Origin of the sequence: Cryptosporangium sp. NPDC051539 (assembly GCF_044454545.1) — a bacterium.
Classification (GTDB): domain Bacteria; phylum Actinomycetota; class Actinomycetes; order Mycobacteriales; family Cryptosporangiaceae; genus Cryptosporangium.
The window spans coordinates 278,604-297,774 of the sequence record NZ_JBITDV010000006.1 but is presented as its reverse complement, the minus strand read 5'-3'; the positions used below and the strand labels follow the sequence as shown (position 1 = coordinate 297,774).

The following is a 19,171-nucleotide window of genomic DNA, read 5'->3' as shown; positions in this document are numbered from 1 at the left end:
CGGTTCAGCCTTCCTCGCGCAGGTGGGTGAGCCAGGCGTCGGCGAGGTGGGCGGCGTCGGCGGCCCGGTCAGTGGTATAAACCCAGGTCGCGGTCAGGGTGGGGCCGTCGGAGCGGTCTTCGATGCTGACCGTGACGCTGATCGGGTAGGCCGGGGCCGTCCGCGGATCGGCGGCGTGCGCGGCGGCGGCGTCCATCTCCGGCGCGAACGACCAGTCGGTCGCGTCCGGGGCGGAGAAGCGGCCGAGGTAGTTCACCTGGATCTCCGGAAGGCCCGCCCCGGCGAGTTCCCGGCCCGCGATCGGGTCGAGGTAGCGCAGGAGGCCGTAGCCGAGGCCGTTGCCGGGGATCGCGGCCAGCGCCTCGGCGACCCGGTCGAGCCGCCCGGGACCGGTGCCCGGATCGAGCCGCACCGGATACACCGACGTGAACCACCCGACGGTCCGCGACAGCTCGACGGGACGGTCGACCGCGTCCTCCTCGCGTCCGTGGCCTTCCAGCACGAACGGAGCCCCGTCCAGTACCGCCGCGAACGCCGCCAGCAGCCGGTCGCGGGCCCGCCCCACCAGCGGAGCCGTCTCCCGAGGCTCGAGCGTGATCCGGATTTCCCCGGTTTCGGCTACTCCGGACGAAGGCGTCGGGCCGACCCCGGCGACGACTTCCCGCCAGTACGGCAGCTCGGCCGGGACGGGACGGAGCGCCGCCGCCCAGTCGGCGAACGACGTGCCGACCGGCTCCAGCGCCTCACCGTCGTGGGCGGTGGCCAGGTCGGGGACCAGGATCCGCCAGGACACCCCGTCCACGACCAGGTGGTGCAGCATCAGCAGCAGCCGGCCGGGTTCGGGGCCGGCGTCGAACCACACCGCCTGCACCATCGTCCCGGCCGCGGGGTCGAGCCTTTCCTGGGCGGCTCGGGCTTCGGCGCCGACCCGGTCCCGCAGCTCACCCGCCGGCAGGCCCACCGCCGGAACCCGCCGCACCGTCACGTCCACCGACCCGATCGGCCGGATCCGCAGGCTGCTCCCGTCGAACCGGGCCCGCAGCACGTCGTGCCGGTCCACCAGCGCCCGCACCGCGGCGCTCAGCCGCGTCGCGTCCGTCTCGACCGGCGTACGCAGGACGACGGACTGGTTGAACCCGTCGCCGCCTCCCGCCTCGGTGAACCATCGCACGATCGGCGTGGCCGGCACGACCGTCTCCACCGGAGCGGCGGCCGCGGCCAGCGCGGCCGGGGTCCGCAACCGGAACACGTCCCGGACCAAGATCGCCAGACCCCGCCGCTGTGCGGCCAGCACCAGCCGGATCGAGAGCGCGCTGTCGCCGCCGTGCGCGAAGAAGTCCTCGTCCGGCCCGACCGGCCGTCCCAGCACCTCCTCGTACAGCGATCGGAAGACGGTCGCGTCCGCGCGCGGCGGCGAGGCCTCGATCGGCAGCTCGCGCGCCGGTCCGCGGTAGCGCGCGAGATCGAGCGCGCCGACCCGCTGGTCCGGGTCGTCCGCGAACGCCTCCAGCACGCTGAGGAACGCGTGCATGATCCCGCCGATCTCCTCGGCGTCGAACAGATCCGGACGGTACTGCGCCCCGACCTTGAGCCGATCCTCGATCTTGACGTCCCAGCAGAGCGGATAGTGCGTGGCGTCGTCACCGCCGGCCGGACGGATCACCGCGTCCTCGCCGGCCTCGGTCGGGTAGTTCTCGATCACCACCACCGAGTCGAGCAGCTCCCGGCGTCCGGCCGCGCGCTGGATCTCCCCCACCCCGAGCCACTGGTGCTCGGCCAGCCGGGTCTGGGCGTCCCAGATCTGGTCGAGGACGTCGCGCAACGTGGTGCCGGGGCCGCTCCGGACCCGCACCGGGAACGTGGTGATGAACAGCCCGACGATGGCCTCCATCCCGGGCAGGTCGGCCGGACGCCCGGCGTGCGTCGACCCGAACACGACGTCGTCCCGGCCGGTCAGGCGGCTCAGCGCGATGCCCCAGGCCGCGTTGATCAGTGCGCCGACGGTCATCCCACTGGTCCGGGCCAGCGCCGCCAGCGCCCGGGTGGCCTGTTCGGAGAGCCGGTTGATCGTGGTCTCGGGCCAGACCGGGGGCAGGCCGGGGTCGGCCGGGGCGAGCAGACCGCGGGACTCCGGCAGGCCGGCGAGCTCCTCGGCCCAGGCCGCCCGGGCGGCGTCGGCGTCCTGGGCGGCGAGCCAGCCGAGGAAGTCCCGGAACGGCACCGGCGGCGGCAATGCGTCGCCGCGGTACAGCGCGGACAGCTCCCCGATCCACAGCGGACCGGACCAGCCGTCCAGCAGGATGTGGTGGTGGGTGACGAGCAGCTTGCTCCCGGCCACCGCCATCCGGATCAGCGGCGCCTGCCCGAGGTCGAAGCGCTCGCGCTCGGCGGCGCTCGCGTGGGCGAAGCCCTGGTCGTAGATCGTGAACGGCAGCTCGGCCCGGTCGTGGACCACCGCGACCGGCCGGCCGGTGGCGCTCAGGTACCGGAACGCGGAGCGGAGGTTCGCGTGCCGGTCGAGCAGCGCCTGGCCGGCCCGGCGGACCTGGGCCGGATCGGCGCCGTCGGGCAGGTCGAGCCAGACCTGCACCAGGTACGCGTCCGTGCCCTCGGGGTCGAGGCGGGCGTGGAACAGCATGCCCTCCTGCAACGGGGCGAGCGGCAGGATCTCCGTGCCGCCCCATCGGGTGACCTCGTCGCGCTCCCCGGGCGTCAGCGTCAACAGATCGGCGCGCACCGAGGCTTCGTGCCTCGCGGCTTCCGGCGGAAGTTCCGTCGCCGCGGCCGCCAGCCCGGCCGGCGTCCGGCCGGTGAACACGGCGGCCGGCTTGAGCCGCAGCCCGGCCCGGCGCGCCCGGCTGACCAGCTGGATCGCGATGATGCTGTCGCCACCGAGCGCGAAGAAGTCGTCGTCCACCCCGACCGAAGGAAGGTGCAGCAGGTCGGCGAGGATCCGGCTGAAGACCTCTTCGCGTCCGGTCGCCGGTGCGCGGCCTCCGGTGCCGAACTCGGCAGCCGGCAACGCCTTGCGGTCCAGCTTGCCGTTCGGGGTGAGCGGCAGCGGCCCGTCGAGCACCACGACGGCGGCCGGGGTCATGTGGTCGGGCAGCTTCCCGGCCACCTCGGCGCGGAGCGCCGGCCCGGTCAGGAACGGATCCCCGCTCACGTATCCGATCAGCCGGGTGACGGTTCCGGTCTTCTCCGCGATCACCGTGGCCTGGGTGACGCCCTCGCAGGCGCCGAGCGCGGCCTCGATCTCGCCGAGCTCGATGCGGTAACCGCGGATCTTCACCTGGTCGTCGTCGCGGCCGAGGAAGTCGAGGTTCCCGTCGCGGCGCCAGCGGGCGCGGTCGCCGGTGCGGTACATCCGGGCCGCGGGTTCGAACGGGTCGGCGACGAACCGCTCCGCGGTGAGCGCGTGGCGTCCGAGGTAGCCCAGGGCCAGGCCGCGTCCGCCGACGTACAGATCGCCGACCACGCCGACCGGCACCGGGCGCAGGCGTTCGTCCAGGACGTAGGTGCGGGTGTTCGGGTCGGGCCGGCCGATCGGTACCGGCTGGTCCCAGCCCGGCCGGGCCTCCCAGAGCGTGGAGTTGACCGTGGCCTCGGTGAGCCCGTACGCCCCGAAGACCCGCTGACGCCGGGTCAGCCGGCGGATCAGCGACGGCGGAACCGTCTCGGTGCCGACCAGCACGACCATGCCGTCCGGCAGCGCACAGTCCGCGGGCAGCGCGGAGAGCAGCGACGGCGGCAGGATCGCGTGGGTGGCGCCGGTCGCGGCGAGGAAGTCGGTGAGCGGGTGGTCGGCGACCCGGACGTCCTCGGGCAAGAGGATCAGCCGCCCGCCGACCGTGAGCGCCTGGGTCAGGTCGAACACGAACACGTCGAACCCGACCGACGCGAACTGCGCGATCCGGCTGCTGCTGGTGACGCCCATCCGGTCGGTGGCCAGCGCCGCCAGGCTGGCGAGACCCTCGTGGGTGACGACCACGCCCTTCGGCGCCCCGGTCGAGCCGGACGTGTAGATGACGTAGGCGGGGTGGTCCAGTCCGGGCGGGAGTTCCGGTCGCCACGGCCCCGGCGTCTCGTCGTCGTCGAGCAGGAGCACCGGGCCGCCGGGTACCTGGCCGCGGACGCTCGAGTGCGTGATCGTCAGTGTCGCCGCGCTGTCGGCCAGCAGGTACGCGAGGCGGTCGGCCGGGTGGGCCAGGTCGAGCGGCAGGTAGGCCGCTCCGAGCTTGAGGACGCCCAGGATCGCGGCCACCATCGGGGTGCCGCGCGGCACGGCGAGCGCGACGACGTCGCCGGCCCGGACGCCCCGGGCGGCGAGCCGTCCGGCGAGGTGGTCGGAGGACGCGTCGAGCTCGGCGTACGTGGTCTCGCCGTCGGCGTCGACCACCGCGATCGCGTCCGGGGTCTCGGCGCGGCGGGCGGCGAACAGTTGCGGCAGCGTCTTCTCGTCCACGATCCGGTCGGTGTCGTTGAACGTGCCCAGCACCTGGGCGCGCTCGGCGTCGTCGAGCAGGTCGATCGCGCCGAGCGGAATCCCGGGGTCGGCCGCGGCCGCGGCCAGCAGGCGGGTGAGACGAGCGGCCAGCGCGCTCACGGTCTCCGCGTCGAACCGGTCGGCGCGGTACTCGAGCAGGAGGCGCAGGCCGCCGTCGTCGCCCTCGAGGAACGCGAAGACCAGGTCGAACCGGGCCGTGCCGGTCGTCTGCGGCTCCGGGGTGACGGTCAGCCCCGGCATCTCCAGGACCGCGTCGGACCGGTTGCGGTAGACGACCATGACGTTGAACAGCGGGTTGTCGACGCCGGACCGCTCCGGGTTCACGGCCCGCACGACGGCCTCGAACGGGACGTCCTGCGCGGCGAACGCGGCCAGGTCGGCGGCGCGGACGCGTCCGAGCAGGTCGCCGAAGCTCGGGTCACCGGAGACGTCGGTGCGCAGCACCAGCGTGTTGACGAAGAACCCGATCAGGTCGGTGAGCTGCTCGTCCGTGCGGCCGGCGATCGGAGCGCCGAGCGGGATGTCGGTGCCGGCGCCGAGGCGGTGGAGCAGGGCGGCGACCGCGGCCTGGCCGACCATGAACAGGCTGGTACCGGTTTGCTGGGCGAGCAGCTTGAGCGCCGCCGCCGTCTCGGCCGGAACCTCCGCGGTGAGCTCGGCGACCGGTCGGGCGGGCGTCCCCGGGCGGTCGAACGGGAGGTCGAGGCGCTGGGGTGCGTCCCGCAGGGTCTCGGTCCAGAACGCGAGCTGCTCGTCCGAGACCGCGTCGAGCAGGTCGCGCTGCCAGAGCGTGTAGTCGGCGTACTGCACCGGAAGGCCGGGCCGGACCGGCTCGGTGCCGGCCAGGCGCGCGGTGTACGCGGTCGCGAGGTCGCGGAGGAACGGCCCGTCGGACCACTCGTCGGTCGTGACGTGGTGCAGCAGGATGAGCACGCGGTGCTCGTCGTCGGCGATCGGCTCGACGACCATCCGGACCGGCAGCTCCGAGGCCAGGTCGAACGGTCGCGCCGCGTGCGCCGCGAGGTCTCCGCCGCCCACCACGACGGCCGGGCGCGCCTGGTCGGCGGGCACGACGACCTGGTACGGGACGCCGTCCTCGTCGGCCACCAGCAGCGTGCGCAGGGACTCGTGCCTGGCCATCACCGCGTGCAGGGCATCGGTCAACGCCGCGACGTCCAGGTGGCCGCGCATCCGGGCGACGAGCGGGAAGTTGTACGCCGCCGAGTCCGGGTCCAGCTGCTGGAGGAACCAGAGGCGCTGCTGGGCCGGGGACGCCGGGAGCCGCGCGGGGCGCGGGTACCGGGTCAGGCGCGGGCGGTTGCCGTCGGCGGCGTCGCCGACCCGGCCGGCCAGCTCCGCGACGGTCGGAGCCTCGAACAGGTCGCGGATGGACAGTTCGGCGCCGAGTGCGGCCCTGGCCCGCCCGACCAGGCGGGTCGCGAGCAGCGAGTGGCCGCCGAGGTCGAAGAAGTTGTCGTCGGCGTTCACGTCGCCGAGACCCAGGACGTCAGCGAACAGGGCGCAGAGGGTCGACTCCAGCGCCGTCGCGGGCGGGCGTCCGGAGCCGGAGCCTGCGGTCGGCGCGTCCAGGTCGGGCAGCGCGGCGACGTCGAGCTTGCCGTTGACGGTCATCGGCAGGTCGGTGAGCGGGACGATCGCGGACGGCACCAGGTAGTCCGGCACCCGGCCCTTCACGTACTCCCGGACCCGCGTGACCAGCGCCGCCGCGCCCCGGGCCGCGGCCGGCCGGTTCGCGCAATCGCCCGGCGTGCCGTGCGGCCGTAACCGGCGGGCCACGTCGACGAACGGGCCCTCGCCGGTCGTGAACACCGCGTCCAGGGAACCGTCGCCCGCCGGCGCCCAGGTGACGACGGCCCGGCGGCCCAGCCGCTCGCCGAGCGCGACCAGGTCGTCCGGCTCGACGCCGGCCACGGCGTCCGAACCGGGCTCGTCGGCGAGCCGCGCGTTCGGTATCCCGGTGATCCGCACCCGGCCGGCCGAGCGGATCGCCCGGCCGGCGGCGGCGAGACCGTCGAAAGCCACCGAGGGCACGTCGGCCAGCGAGGTCGCCTGACCCTTGTGGAGGATCGCGTCGTAGCGGTAACGGGTCAGCTCGTTGTGGTGGTGCCCGGCTTTGACCAGGACGGACGCCCGCGCCGGAAGCATCCCGAACAGGTCGGGGTCGACGAGCAGCTCCTTCTCCAGCACCAACGCCCGCTCGACGGCCCGCCGCAGCCGCTCGGGCTCGTCCCCCGACCGCACGCTCTGCACGGCGGTGTGGAACACCCGTGCCAGCCGCACGTTCCGGACGTCCCCGACGAACACCGCTCCGTCCGGCACCAGCAGGTCCAGCGCCTGCGTCAGTACCGTGACCAGATACTCCACGCTGGGGAAATACTGGATCACCGAGTTGATGACGACCGTGTCGAAGTGCCCGCGCGGCAGCCCCGAGACGTCGTCGGCCGGCTGGTGCCGCAAGTGCACCCGGCCGGTCAGGGAGGCCGGCAGGTCCGTCCGCAGCTTCCGGATCACCGGCGCGGCGAAGTCGGTCCCCCAGTACTCCTCCACGTCCGGGGCCAGCTGCGACATCAGCAGACCGCTGCCGACCCCGATCTCCAGCACCCGCCGCGGGCGCAACGACCGGATCCGCGACACCGTGGCCGACCGCCACTCCCGCATGTCGTCCAGCGGGATCGGCCGGCCGTCGTAGCTCGAGTCCCAGCCCGAGAAGTCCTCGTGCACCAGCGCGGTCGGGATCTCGTCGTACTCGTCCGAGTACACCTGCTGCCACTCGGCGACCTGCTCGTCCTCGTCGCCGGCCGACGCCTGCTCGGTCGGCACCACGTACCCGACCAGCCGCCGCCCGTCGCCGGTCCCCCGCACCACCACGGCCGCCCTGGCCACGTCGGCGTGCGAGGCCAGCACCGCTTCGACCTCGCCGGGCTCGACCCGGTATCCCCGGATCTTCACCTGGTCGTCGGTGCGCCCGAGGAAGTCGATGTTCCCGTCCGGACGACGGCGGGCCAGGTCACCGGTGCGATACATCCGGCCGCCACCGAACGGGTCGGCGACGAAACGCGAAGCGGTCAGGCCCGGACGGCGCAGGTACCCGCGGGCGAGCCCGGCTCCGGCGATGTACAGCTCACCCGGGCACCCGTCCGGCACCGGGCGCAGCCACGGGTCCAGCAGATACACGCTGGTGTTCCAGATCTCCCGGCCGACGGTCGGCGTCGCGGAGTCGCGCGTCCCGCCGCCGAGCGTGTTGATCGTGTACTCGGTCGGCCCGTACAGGTTGTAGCCGGACGTCCCGACGGTGTCGCGCAGGCGGTGCCAGACCGGTTCCGACACCGCCTCGCCGCCGAGCAGCACCAGCGGCGGCCGGTGCCGGCCCTCGCCGGACGCGAGCAGCCCCTCGCCGATCAGATGGTCGGCGTAGGTCGGGGTCACGTTCACGACGTCGATCCGGTGCCGGTCGCAGTACGCGACCAGCGCCTGGGCGTCCCGCCGCAGGTCCTCGTCGCAGACGTGCACCTCGTGGCCCTCGACCAGCCAGAGCAGTTCCTCCCACGACATGTCGAACGCGAACGACACGGTGTGGGCGATCCGCAGGCGACGGCCCCCGGCCGCCGAGTCCCTGGGGCCGTTCACGGCGCGGACGGCCGGCGCGAAGATCGCTTCGCGGTGGTTGAGCTGCATGTTCGTCAGGCCGCGGTACGGCGTCACGACGCCCTTCGGCTTGCCGGTCGACCCGGAGGTGTAGATCACGTACGCCGGGTGGTCCAGCCGGTCGGGGATTCCGGACGCGAACGCCGGGTTCTCGTCGTCGCTGATCGGGCCGCCCGGGACGTCGTCGAGCGCCCCGAGGACCAACGGCTCGCCCGGGAGCCTCGGCGCCACGTCCGCCGTGGTCAGAACGGCCACCGGGGCGGCGTCCGCGATCATGTCGTGCAGCCGGGCGTCGGGATGGTCGAGTTCCAGCGGCAGGTAGGCCGCGCCGGTGCGCAGCACCGCGAACAGGGACGCGACCATGTCGGCCGAGCGCGGAAGCGCGAGCGCGACGATCCGCTCCGGACCGGCACCGGCGCGGAGCAGGAAGCGGGCGATCCGGTTGACGCGCTCGTCGAGGCCGGCGTAGCTGAGGGTCGTCCCGCCGAAGACGAGCGCGGTCGCGTCCGGGGTGCGGACGGCCTGGGCGCCGAGGAGGTCGGCGACCGTCTCCGGCGGCAGCGCGTGCCGGGTGGAGCCGGCCCGGGCCGCGAGCGCGGCACGCTCGGCGGCCGGAAGCACGTCGAGGCGCCCGAGCCGGGTGGCGGGAGCGGCGGCGAACCGCTCCAGGACGGTCGTGAAGCGGGCCAGCAGCGCGGCCGCGGTCGGCCCGGGCACCGCGTCGGGGCGATGGGCCAGCGTGATGCCGAGCCGCTCGCCCGGGGACACCACCAGCGTCAGCGGGTAGTGGGTGGCGTCCACACTGGCCACCTCGGTGAGGCCGTACCGGGCGATGTCACTGTCGCCGCCGACGTGCTGCAACGCGAAGAGCGTGTCGAAGAGGTCGGTCCGGCCGGCCTCGCGTTGGACGTCACCCAGGCCGAGGTACTCGTGCGGCATGAGCGCTGCGCGCTCGGCCTGCGCGCGGCGCAGCAGGTCGGTGACGGTCTCGGCCGGGTCGAACGCGACCCGCACCGGCACGGTGTTGAGGAACAGACCGACCGCCTGGCCGACGTTCGGGAGCTCGGCCGGGCGGCCCGCGACCGTCGTCCCGAAGACGACGTCGGTGCGGCCGACCGCGCCGGTGAGCACGACGGCCCAGGCGACGTTGAGGATCGTATTGAGCGTGACCCCGGTGGTGCGGGCCAGCGAGTGCAGCGGTTCGGCCGGGATGTCGGCCCGGCGGCGCCGGGGCAGCGCCGGGACGCTGCCGGTGCGGGCGCCCGGGGCGACCAGCGTGGGTTCGGCGAGGCCCGCGAGCGCCTCGCGCCAGGCGGACCGGGCCGCGTCGGTGTCGCGGGTGCTGAGCCAGCCGAGGTAGTCGCCGTAGGAGCCGGGCGGGCTGCTCGCGGTACCGGTCGTGTAGAGCTCGAAGAGTTGTTCGAGCACGATGCGCGCCGACCAGCCGTCCCAGAGCAGGACGTGGTGGGTGAGGACCAGGCGGTCCCGGTCGCCGGAGCGGATCAGCAGGATCCGGAACAGCGGGGGCGCCGCCAGGTCGAAGCGCCGGGTGCGGTGGTCGGCGAGCAGCGCGGCGATGCGCGCGTCGCGTGCCCGGTCGGACAGGCCGGAGAGGTCCACGACCGTGAGCGGGGGTTCGGGGTCGTGGGTGACGAACTGGACGGGGCGCGGCAGGCCGTCGGCGGTGAACCCGGCGCGCATGCCCGGGTTGCGGGCGAGCAGGGCGGCCGTGGCGGCGCGGAGGCGGTCGGCGTCCAGACCGCCGTCGACGTCGAACGCGACCTGGGCGGTGTAGACGTCGACCGCGCCGGTGTCGAAGCCGGCGTGGAAGAACAGTCCCTCCTGGAGGGGGCTGAGCGGCCACACGTCGTCGATCGGGTAGGCGCTGCGTGCGCGCAGCAGCGCACTGTCGTCGTCGGAGAGCTCCAGGCGCGCCAGGACGCCGAAGCCGCCAGCGGCGGTTTCCGCCGCCAGGGCGGCCTCCGGCACGGCGGATTCCGGCAGAGGGGGTTCCGGCAGGGCGGCGGTGAACGCGGCGCGGAGGTCGTCGGCGGCCGGGAGCGCGGTGTCCCAGTGCAGGGTGACGGTGTCGCCGAGCAGCGTGACGCGGAGCAGGTAGGACCCGGTGAGCGGGCGGGCCAGCCAGGACGCGTCGGGGATCCGTTCGACGAGGACCTGGGCCGCGGACAGCCCGGCGAGCAGGGGGCCGGACTGCGGGTTGAGGTAGCGGAGCAGGTCGTAGGTGTCGCCCGGCTCTCCGGCCGGCGCGTCGGCGGTGAGCCGGACCGGGCGGGTCGAACCGAACGGCCCGACCGGCGCGCCCAGCGGGCCGGCCGGCGTGGCGTCGTCCGCGACGCGGACGTCGACCAGCAGGTCGCGACCGGCCGCGGCGCGCAACGCGGTGAGCAGCGTCGTGACGTCGGTGGCGAGGCGGACGAACGACGCCGATTCCTCAACACCGCCCGGGGCGACCCCCGGGGCCAGCTCCGCGCCGGGAGCGAGCGTCTCCCTCCAGCGGGGCAGGTCGGCGAGACCGCCCTGGGCGGCGTCGACCAGCGCCCGCACCCGCGGGCGCAACGCCGCCGCCGGTGGCAGCACCTGCCCGCGGGCCAGCGCGCCGAGTTCCGCCGCGAGCACGACGACCGACGCCTCGTCGGCCGCCAGCGCGTGCACCGACAGCCGGTCGCCGTCGAGCGCGATCATCCGCCCGGCCCCGGGGTCGAGCGGGTGCCCGATCACGTCGTCCGCGCGTACCGCCCCGACGGGCCGGACCTCCAGCGACCAGAGCACGCCCCCGATCGTGGTGAGCCGCTGCCGCAGGGCGTCGTGCCGATCGAGCAGCGTCTGGATCGCCGTCGCGTCGCCGCCCTCGACCCGCACGACGAACGCGGCGTCGAGCGCCCCCCGTTCGCGCAGTCGATGCGCGTCGGGGGTGAGCGCCAGGTCTCCCGCGCGCTCCTCGTCGACCGGCGGGTCCTCCGGAGTCTCCACGCTCAGGGCCAGCGCGGCCGCGGTGCGGTGGGTGAACACGTCCCTCGGGGTGATCGCGGCCCGGTTCGCGACCGCGATCGACTGGATGCTGTCGCCGCCGAGGCGGAAGAAGTCGTCGTCCGGTCCGACCGCGGGCAGCCCCAAGACCTCGGCGAAGATCGCGCAGAACCGCTCCTCGCCCGGGGTCGCCGGTGCCCGTCCGGCCGCGGCCCCGACCGGAGCCGGCTCCGGCAGCGCGGCCGGGTCGAGCTTGCCGCCCGGGGTCCGGGGCAGGGCGTCCAGCAGCACGAACACGTCCGGCACGAACGCCGCGGGCAGCACTGCCGCCAGCGTCGTACGCACGCCGTCGAGATCGATCCCGCCGCCGGCGTCCCGGTCCGGCTCGGCCTCGCGGGCGGCACCGGCCTCGCGGGTGGGGACCAGGTACGCGACCAGGCGGTGGCCGCCGGGGGCGGCGACGGCCGCCTCGGCGATCGCCGGGATCGCGAGCAGATGCGCCTCGATCTCGCCCGGCTCGACCCGGTTGCCGCGCACCTTGAGCTGCCGGTCGGTCCGCCCCAGGTACGTCAGTACCCCGTCCGCAGTGGACCGGACCAGGTCACCCGTCCGGTACATCCGTCCCGGCCCGAACGGATCCGCCACGAACCGTTCCGCGGTCGGGCCGGTCGCCCCGGCGTACCCGCGCGCGAGCTGGCGGCCCGCGACGTACAGCTCTCCGGGAACGCCGGGCGGCACCGGCCGCAGGGCCTCGTCCAGCACGTACAGCCGCATCCCGGCGACGGCCCGCCCGATCGGCACCGGCCCGTCCGGATCCGCGGCGGCGTCGGACGACGTCACCTGGATCGTCGTCTCGGTCGGCCCGTACAGGTTCGTGACCGGAACCCCGGTCCGCGCGGCCCAGCGCGCCGCCACCGGCCCGGCCAGCGCGTCCCCGCCCACGAGCAGCCGCCGGAGCGTGGTCGGGCGGTCCCCGACCGCCTCGGTCAGCGGCGGCAGCAGCGACGACGCCAGCACCATCGTGGTGACGCCGTGCCGCTCCACCAGGCGCACCAGCGCGGCCGGGTCCCCGGTCGCCGACGGCGGGCCGAGTACCACGGCGGCACCGGCGGTGAGCGGCCAGAGCAGCTCCAGCGCGGCCGGGTCGAACCCGATCGACAGGTGGTGCAGCACCCGGTCGCCCGCGGTCAGGCCGAACCGTTCCTGCACCCACGCCAGCTGCGACGCCACGGCCGCGTGCGGCACGAGCACGCCCTTGGGACGCCCGGTCGATCCGGACGTGAACAGCAGGTACGCGGCGTTGTCCCGGTGCGGTGCGGGTGCGTCGACGGATCCGACGGAGGCCGAATCGTCCAGATCGGAGGGCGTCACCACGAACCCGGCACCCGCTTCGGCGAGCATCGCGGCGCGGCGGTCCTCCGGCAGGGACACGTCGAGCGGCAGGTAGGCGGCACCCGCTTTCAGCACGCCCAGCAGCGCCACCGGCAGGTCCAGCGAGCGCGCAACCGCGACCCCGACCACGGTCTCCGGCCCCACGCCCCGCGCCCGCAGCGTCGCGGCCAGCGCGTTCGCCCGGGCGTCGAGCGCGGCGAACGACAACGTGCGGTCTCCGTCGATCACCGCCGTCGCCGTGGAACCCGCCTGCGCGTTCCACAGCTCCAGCACGGTGCCGGGCTCCGGTGCCGCCGGACCGGCCAGCGCCGACAGCAGCGACGACCGCTCCGCCGCCGGCAGCAGCTCGAGCCGCCCGAGCGGACGCTCCGGGGCGTCCGCGACCGCCTCCAGCACCCGGGTGAACGACTCCGCGACCCGCGACACGAACCCGGCGTCCACCCTGGCCGCGTCGTGCTTGAACCGCAGTTCGAGCCGTTCCCCCGGCACCGCGATCAGCGCCAGCGGGTAGTGCCCGGCGTCCCGGTAGTCGAGCCCGGCGAGCGTGACCGTCCCCGAAGCGTCCCGGAGGCCGGCGTCCACCGGATAGTTCTCCAGCACCACGACGGTGTCGAACAGCTCGTCGGTCCCGACGAGTTTCTGCAGTTCGGCCAGGCCCACGTGCTGGTGGTCGAGCAGCTCGGCCTGCTCGGCCGCCAGACGGCTCAGCGCGGTTCCCAGACGCTCCGACGGCGACCAGCGCACCCGCACCGGCACCGTGTTGATGAACAGGCCGGCCAGGTCGGCGATCCCGTCCACCTCGGCGGCCCGCCCGGACACCGTCGTCCCGAACACGACGTCCGACCGTCCGGTCAGGTGACCGAGCACCAGGCCCCAGGCGCCCTGCACGACGACGCCGAGCGTCAGCGCGCGTTCCCGCGCCCGCGCTCCGAGGCGGGCGGTGAGCTCGGCGGACAACGCGACCCGCACCTCCGTGGCCCGCGCGGGCACCGGACGGGCCGCGACGCCCACCAGCCGCGTCGGCCCCTCGAGCCCGGACAACGCCGACCGCCAGGCCTCCCTGGCCGTGTCCGAGTCCCGCGACGCGAGCCAGGCCAGGTACGACCGGTACGGCGTCACCGGTGCCAGGGCGGCCGGCCGGCCGTAGGCGGCGAACAGGTCGCGCAGCACGACCGACACCGACCATCCGTCGGCGACCACATGCGGGAACTGCACGAGCAGCCAGCTCCGCCCCGGGTCCCGGCGCAGCAGCAGGGCCCGCAGCAGCGGCGGTCGGCTCAGGTCGAACGGGCGCGACCGCTCGGCGTCGGCCTCCGCGGCCAGCCGGGCGCGCTGCGCGCTCTCGTCCGGTCCGGACAGGTCCACGACCCGCCACGGCAGCTCCACACCGTCGACGATCGCCTGCACCAGACGTCCGTCCGGACGCTGCCGGAACGCCGCCCGCAGCGGCGCGTGCCGGTCCAGCACCGTCTGGGCCGCTGCGCGCAGCAGGTCCGCGTCGACCTCCCCGTCCAGCTCCACCACCAGTTGGACGACGTACGTGCCGGTGTCGGCGCCGTCGACGAGTGCGTGGAAGTAGAAGCCCTCCTGCAGCGGCGTGACCGGCAGGACCTCGGCCAGGCCGGGCAGTTCGTCGGCGAGCTGGGCGCGGGTGTCCTCGTCGACGGCGTCCGGCAGGGCGGCCGGAGCGGCGTCGGTCGCCGGTGCCGCGGCCGGGGCCAGCGCCGCCACCATACGCAGCGAGAACACGTCCCGCAGCCGGACCGCGAGCCCGGCCTGGCGGGCCCGGACGACCAGGTCGATCGCGATGATGCTGTCGCCGCCGAGCGCGAAGAAGTCGTCGTCGATGCCGACCCGGGGGAGGCCGAGGACTTCGGCGTAGAGCGTGCAGAGCAGCTCTTCGCGGGCGCTGCGCGGGGCGACGCCGGTGCTCAGCGCGGTGCGGTCGGGGGCCGGGAGCGCGGCGCGGTCGACCTTGCCGCTGCCGGTGACCGGGAGCTCGTGCAGCGGCACGAACGCCGAGGGCACCATGTGCTCCGGGAGCCACTCGCGGGCCCGCTCGCGCAGGCGCCGCAGCAACGTCGGCACGTCCCGGAACGCCGCCGGCCGATTCGCCATCGGACGGTCGCCGGAATCACTCGGCGCCGAGGGCACGGCGGCCGGCGACTCGGGCGCGGCGTCCGACGGATCGACGGCCGCCGTCGGCCGGACGAAGTGCGCGTCCAGGGCGGCGGCCTCGGCCGACCAGGTCACCCGGGTGACGTATCCGTGCCGGTTCCCGGCGGCGTAGACGTCTTCCGGGTCGACGCCGGTCGGCGCGTGGCCGCCGTCGATCGACGCCAGGGCGGCGAGGTCCGGTTCCAGGCGGGCGTTCGGGATGCCGGTCACCCGGACGGCGACCGGCCCGGTGGACAGCACCGCGTCGAGGTTCCCGGCCCAGGCCACCTCGTCGACCGGCGCCGCCGACGCTCCGCGCCGCAGCACGGCGTCGTAGCGGTACCGCGTCAGTTCGTTCGCGCCCCGGCCACGCCTGATCTCGACGTCCGCGACCAGGCCCAGCGTCGCGGCGAGGCGCGGCAGAGCGTCCGGATCGAGGAGCAGTTCGCTTTCCCAGGCGAGATCCTGCGCGACGGCCGTGGCCGGATCCAGGCCGCGCGCCCGGGCCACCCCGGCGCGGAACGTCCGGAGCAACCGCAGGTTGCGGACGTCACCGACGAAGATCACGCCGTCCCCGGTCAGCAACTCGGACGCCCGCCGCAGCACGGTCGTCAGGTACTCGACGCCGGGGAAGTACTGCACCACCGAGTTGAGCACGATCGTGTCGAAGTACCCGCGCGGCAGCCCGCTGACGTCGTCGGCCGGCTGGTTCCGCAGGAAGACCCGGCCGGAGGAGACCTGCGGCCGGAGCCCCTCGATCGCGGATTCCGACAGGTCCGTCCCCCAGTACTCCTCGCAGGAGGGCGCCAGCCGGTGCAGCAGCAGTCCACTGCCGACGCCGAGCTCCAGCACCCGCCGGGGCCGCAGCGCCCGGATCCGCGTCACGGTCGCGTCCCGCCACTCCCGCATCTCCTCGACCGGGATCGGACGCCCGTCGTAGCTGGAGTTCCAGCCGGTGAAGTCCTCCCCCGCCTCCTCGCCCGCCCGCGCGGAGTACAGCCGCTCGTGCAGTTCCTTCCACTGGTCGACCCGGGAGTCCTCGGCCGAAACCGCCGACGGCACCACGTACGCGACCAGCCGCCGGTCGCCGGGCCGGTCCTCCCGCACGGTCGCCGCGACCTGCGCCACCTGCGGGTCCCGGGCCAGCGCGGCCTCGACCTCGCCGAGCTCGATCCGGTAGCCGCGGATCTTCACCTGGTCGTCCGAGCGCCCGACGAAGTCGAGCTGCCCGTCCGCTCGCCGCCGGACGAGGTCACCGGTCCGGTACAGCCGCCCGCCGCCGAACGGATCCGCGACGAACCGCGCCGCGGTGAGTCCCGGGCGTCCGAGGTACCCGCGGGCCAGCCCGTCGCCGGCCAGGTACAGCTCGCCCAGCACGCCGACCGGCACCGGCTGCAGTGCCGCGTCCAGCACGTACGCGCGGGTCCCTGGGTCGGGGTGGCCGATCGGCACCGACGACCCGCCGACGTCGGCGTCGCAGAGCCCGAGCGTCGAGTTCACGGTCGCCTCGGTCGGCCCGTAGGCGTTGAACATCCGGTGACGGCGGGCGTACCGCTCGACCAGCGAGGGCGAGATCCGCTCGGTGCCCGCCAGCAGCGTCGACCCCTCCGGCAGGAGCGCCTCGGCAGGCAGGGCGGCGAGGAGCGCGGGCGGCAGGATCTGGAACGTGACGCCGTGCTCGCGGGCGTAGGACGCCAGCGCATCCGTCGGTTCCCGGCGCGACGAGGGCACCAGCACCATCCGTCCGCCGGACAGCAGTGCCAGGCAGAGGTCGAAGAACGCCACGTCGAAGCTCGGCGACGCGAACTGCAGCACCCGGCTGTGCGGCCCGAGGCCGAACTTCTTGATGCCGGTCGCGAGCAGCTTCGCGACCCCGGCGTGCGACAGCACCACGCCCTTCGGGCGTCCGGTCGAGCCGGAGGTGTAGATCACGTACGCCGCGTTGTGCACCGCCAGCGGCACCACCGGTGCCGTCGGAGGCTGCGCCGCCAGCGCGTCCGCGGTCGCCCCGTCGTCGAGTGCGACGACCGTCGTCCCCTCCGGCAGCGCGCCGGCCAGTGCTTCCACGCTGACGACGACGACCGGCGCGGCGTCGTCGAGCATGTACGCGATGCGCTCGGCCGGGTAGTCGAGGTCGAGCGGCAGGTAGGCGCCGCCGGCCTTGAGCACCGCGAGCTCGGCGACGATCAGGTCGGCCGAGCGGGGCAGTGCGAGCCCGGCGAACCGCTCCGGCCCGACGCCGAGCCCGCGCAGCAGGTGGGCCAGCCGGTTCGCCCGCTCGTCGAGTTCACGGTAGGTCAGCGACACGTCCTCGACGACGAGCGCCACCGCGTCCGGGGCGGCCGCGACCCTGGCCGCGAACAGCGCCGGGACGGTGCCGGCCGCCACCTCGTGCGCCGTCGTGTTCCAGCCGTCCACGACCTGCGCGTACTCGTCGCCGGAGAGCAGCGCGAGCCGCCCGGCGACCACGTCCGGTCGCGCCCGGCCGTCGGCGAGCAGCGTCCGTACGTGCCCGAGGATCCGTTCGGCCGCGGCCGGGGACAGCACGTCGGTGGCGTACCGGACGGTGAGGGACTCCTCGGTGGAGCCGAACCAGAGGTCGGCCCGCGGGTCCGGGTCGTCGCCGTACCCGACGTTGGACAGGACGTCCGGGCCGACCGCGCCGAGGATCTCCGCGAGCGGCGCCGCGTGCGCGCGTGCCCGCGCCCGGGCGTCCGCGACCCGGCGGGTCAGGTCACCGAACCCGTCGGCCGACAGGTCCACCGGGACCCGCAGCGGCAGCTCCCCCAGCAACAGGACGTCGGGCGCCGCACCGTACCGCGCGAGCACCGCGACGATCGCCGCGAGCACCGAGTCCTCGGCCATCGCCGGGAGGGGCCCGGCGACCGACCCGAACTCCCGCTCGGCGCCCGGGGTGTGGACGTCGAGCGGGAGCGGGTGCTCCGACACCGTGCCTGCGAGCAACTCCCGCCAGTAGCCGGCCCCGGAAGTCGTCCCGCTGGTCAGGTCGTTCGCGGACACGCTGATCTACCCCATTCGTTGTCGAGTTCGGCGAGGTGACGCGCGGACCGCTAGCTCGCCGCGGCCGACGACACCGGCTGCGCCCGCGCGGCGCTCCGGTCACGCACCGACGAGAGGATCTCGGCCGCGCGGATCGCGCCGTTGGAGAGCAGCGACGAGCTGATCCCGTGGCTGTGCTCGGTGCCGCCCTGCAGGTAGATGCCGACGCCGAGCGTGTCGTCGGTGGACACCCGGTAGTCACGCCCGACCTCGAGGCGTCCGTTCGCGTCCCGGTGGCAGTAGCCGTTGAGGTCGCCGAGGAGCGTCGCCGGTTCCACCGGGTCGTAGCCGGTCGCGCACACGAGGACGTCCGCGTCCAGCACGGCCTGCTCGCCGGTGGTCAGCGTCTCGACCGTGATCCGTACCCCGTCGGCCTGCGACACCGCGTTGACCAGCCGCGTCACGTTCATCATCTTCAGCCGCGGCCGCCCGAGCACCGACTCGCGGTACGTGCGCCGGTACAGCTCCGCGATCAGGTCGGAGTCCACGACCGAGTAGTTCGTGTTCGCGTGGTAGTTCAGCAGCTGGTCCTTGACCCGGTCCGGCGCGTCGTAGAAGTCGTCCACGGCCGAGGGGTCGAAGATCCGGTTCGCGAACGAGCTGTCGTCGGCCGGGCTGTATCCGAACCGCGAGTACACCGCCCAGACCTCGGCGTCCGCATAGCGTTCGTGCAGGAACGCGGTCGCTTCGGCCGCGCTCTGGCCCGCGCCGACGACGACGAAGCGCCGGGGGCGCGCGGTGCCCAGGGTGGAGACCCGGTGCAGCAGGTCGCGGCTGTGCCAGATGCGGTCGTCGGCGACCACGCCGGCCGGGAGCAACGGCTGCAGGCCGGTCGCCAGGATCAGGTTCTTCGCCCGCAGCGTGGTCGTTCCGCTGCCGGTGTCGGCCAGCACCTCGACCCGGTCGATCCGGTCCCCGCCGGTGACCTGGCGGACACCGATCACCTCGTGGCCGTACCGGACCCGATCGCCCATCTGCGCGGCGGCCCACTCGAGGTAGTCGTGGAACTCGATCCGGAGCGGGAACAGCGTCTTGTGGTTGATGAAGTCCACCAGCCGGTCCTGCTCGTGCAGGTACGACAGGAAGCTGAAACGGCTGGTCGGGTTCCGCAGCGTCACCAGGTCCTTGAGGAACGAGACCTGCATCGTCGCGTCGTCGAGCAGCATCCCCCGGTGCCATCCGAAGTCGTTCTGGCGCTCCAGGAACACCGCCGACGGGGCGTCTCCGCCTTCGGTCATGGCGACCGCGAGAGCCAGATTGGATGGCCCGAACCCCACTCCCACGACGTCGAACTCGTCGATCCCACCGTCCGGCGAGGTCTGCACCATGTATCCCATCCTCAGTCGACTCTCGGTCTTGCAAGGACAGGCTTACCTAACATCGGGCGGCCGTCAACGGTTC

Annotated in this window: 2 protein-coding genes; both read right to left on the bottom strand. The window is 74.5% G+C overall.

Going from position 1 to position 19,171, the window contains the following annotated elements; translation table 11 throughout:
- Window positions 1–4: 4 nt before the first annotated feature.
- Entirely contained in the window at window positions 5–17,575 is a 17,571-nt protein-coding gene (locus ACIBZJ_RS20470; RefSeq protein ID WP_395932297.1) for an amino acid adenylation domain-containing protein, read from the bottom strand.
- Window positions 17,576–17,781: 206 nt separating this feature from the next.
- A complete protein-coding gene (locus ACIBZJ_RS20465; protein WP_395931761.1) occupies window positions 17,782–19,098 on the bottom strand; it encodes a lysine N(6)-hydroxylase/L-ornithine N(5)-oxygenase family protein in 1,317 nt (438 codons plus the stop codon).
- Window positions 19,099–19,171 lie beyond the last annotated feature (73 nt).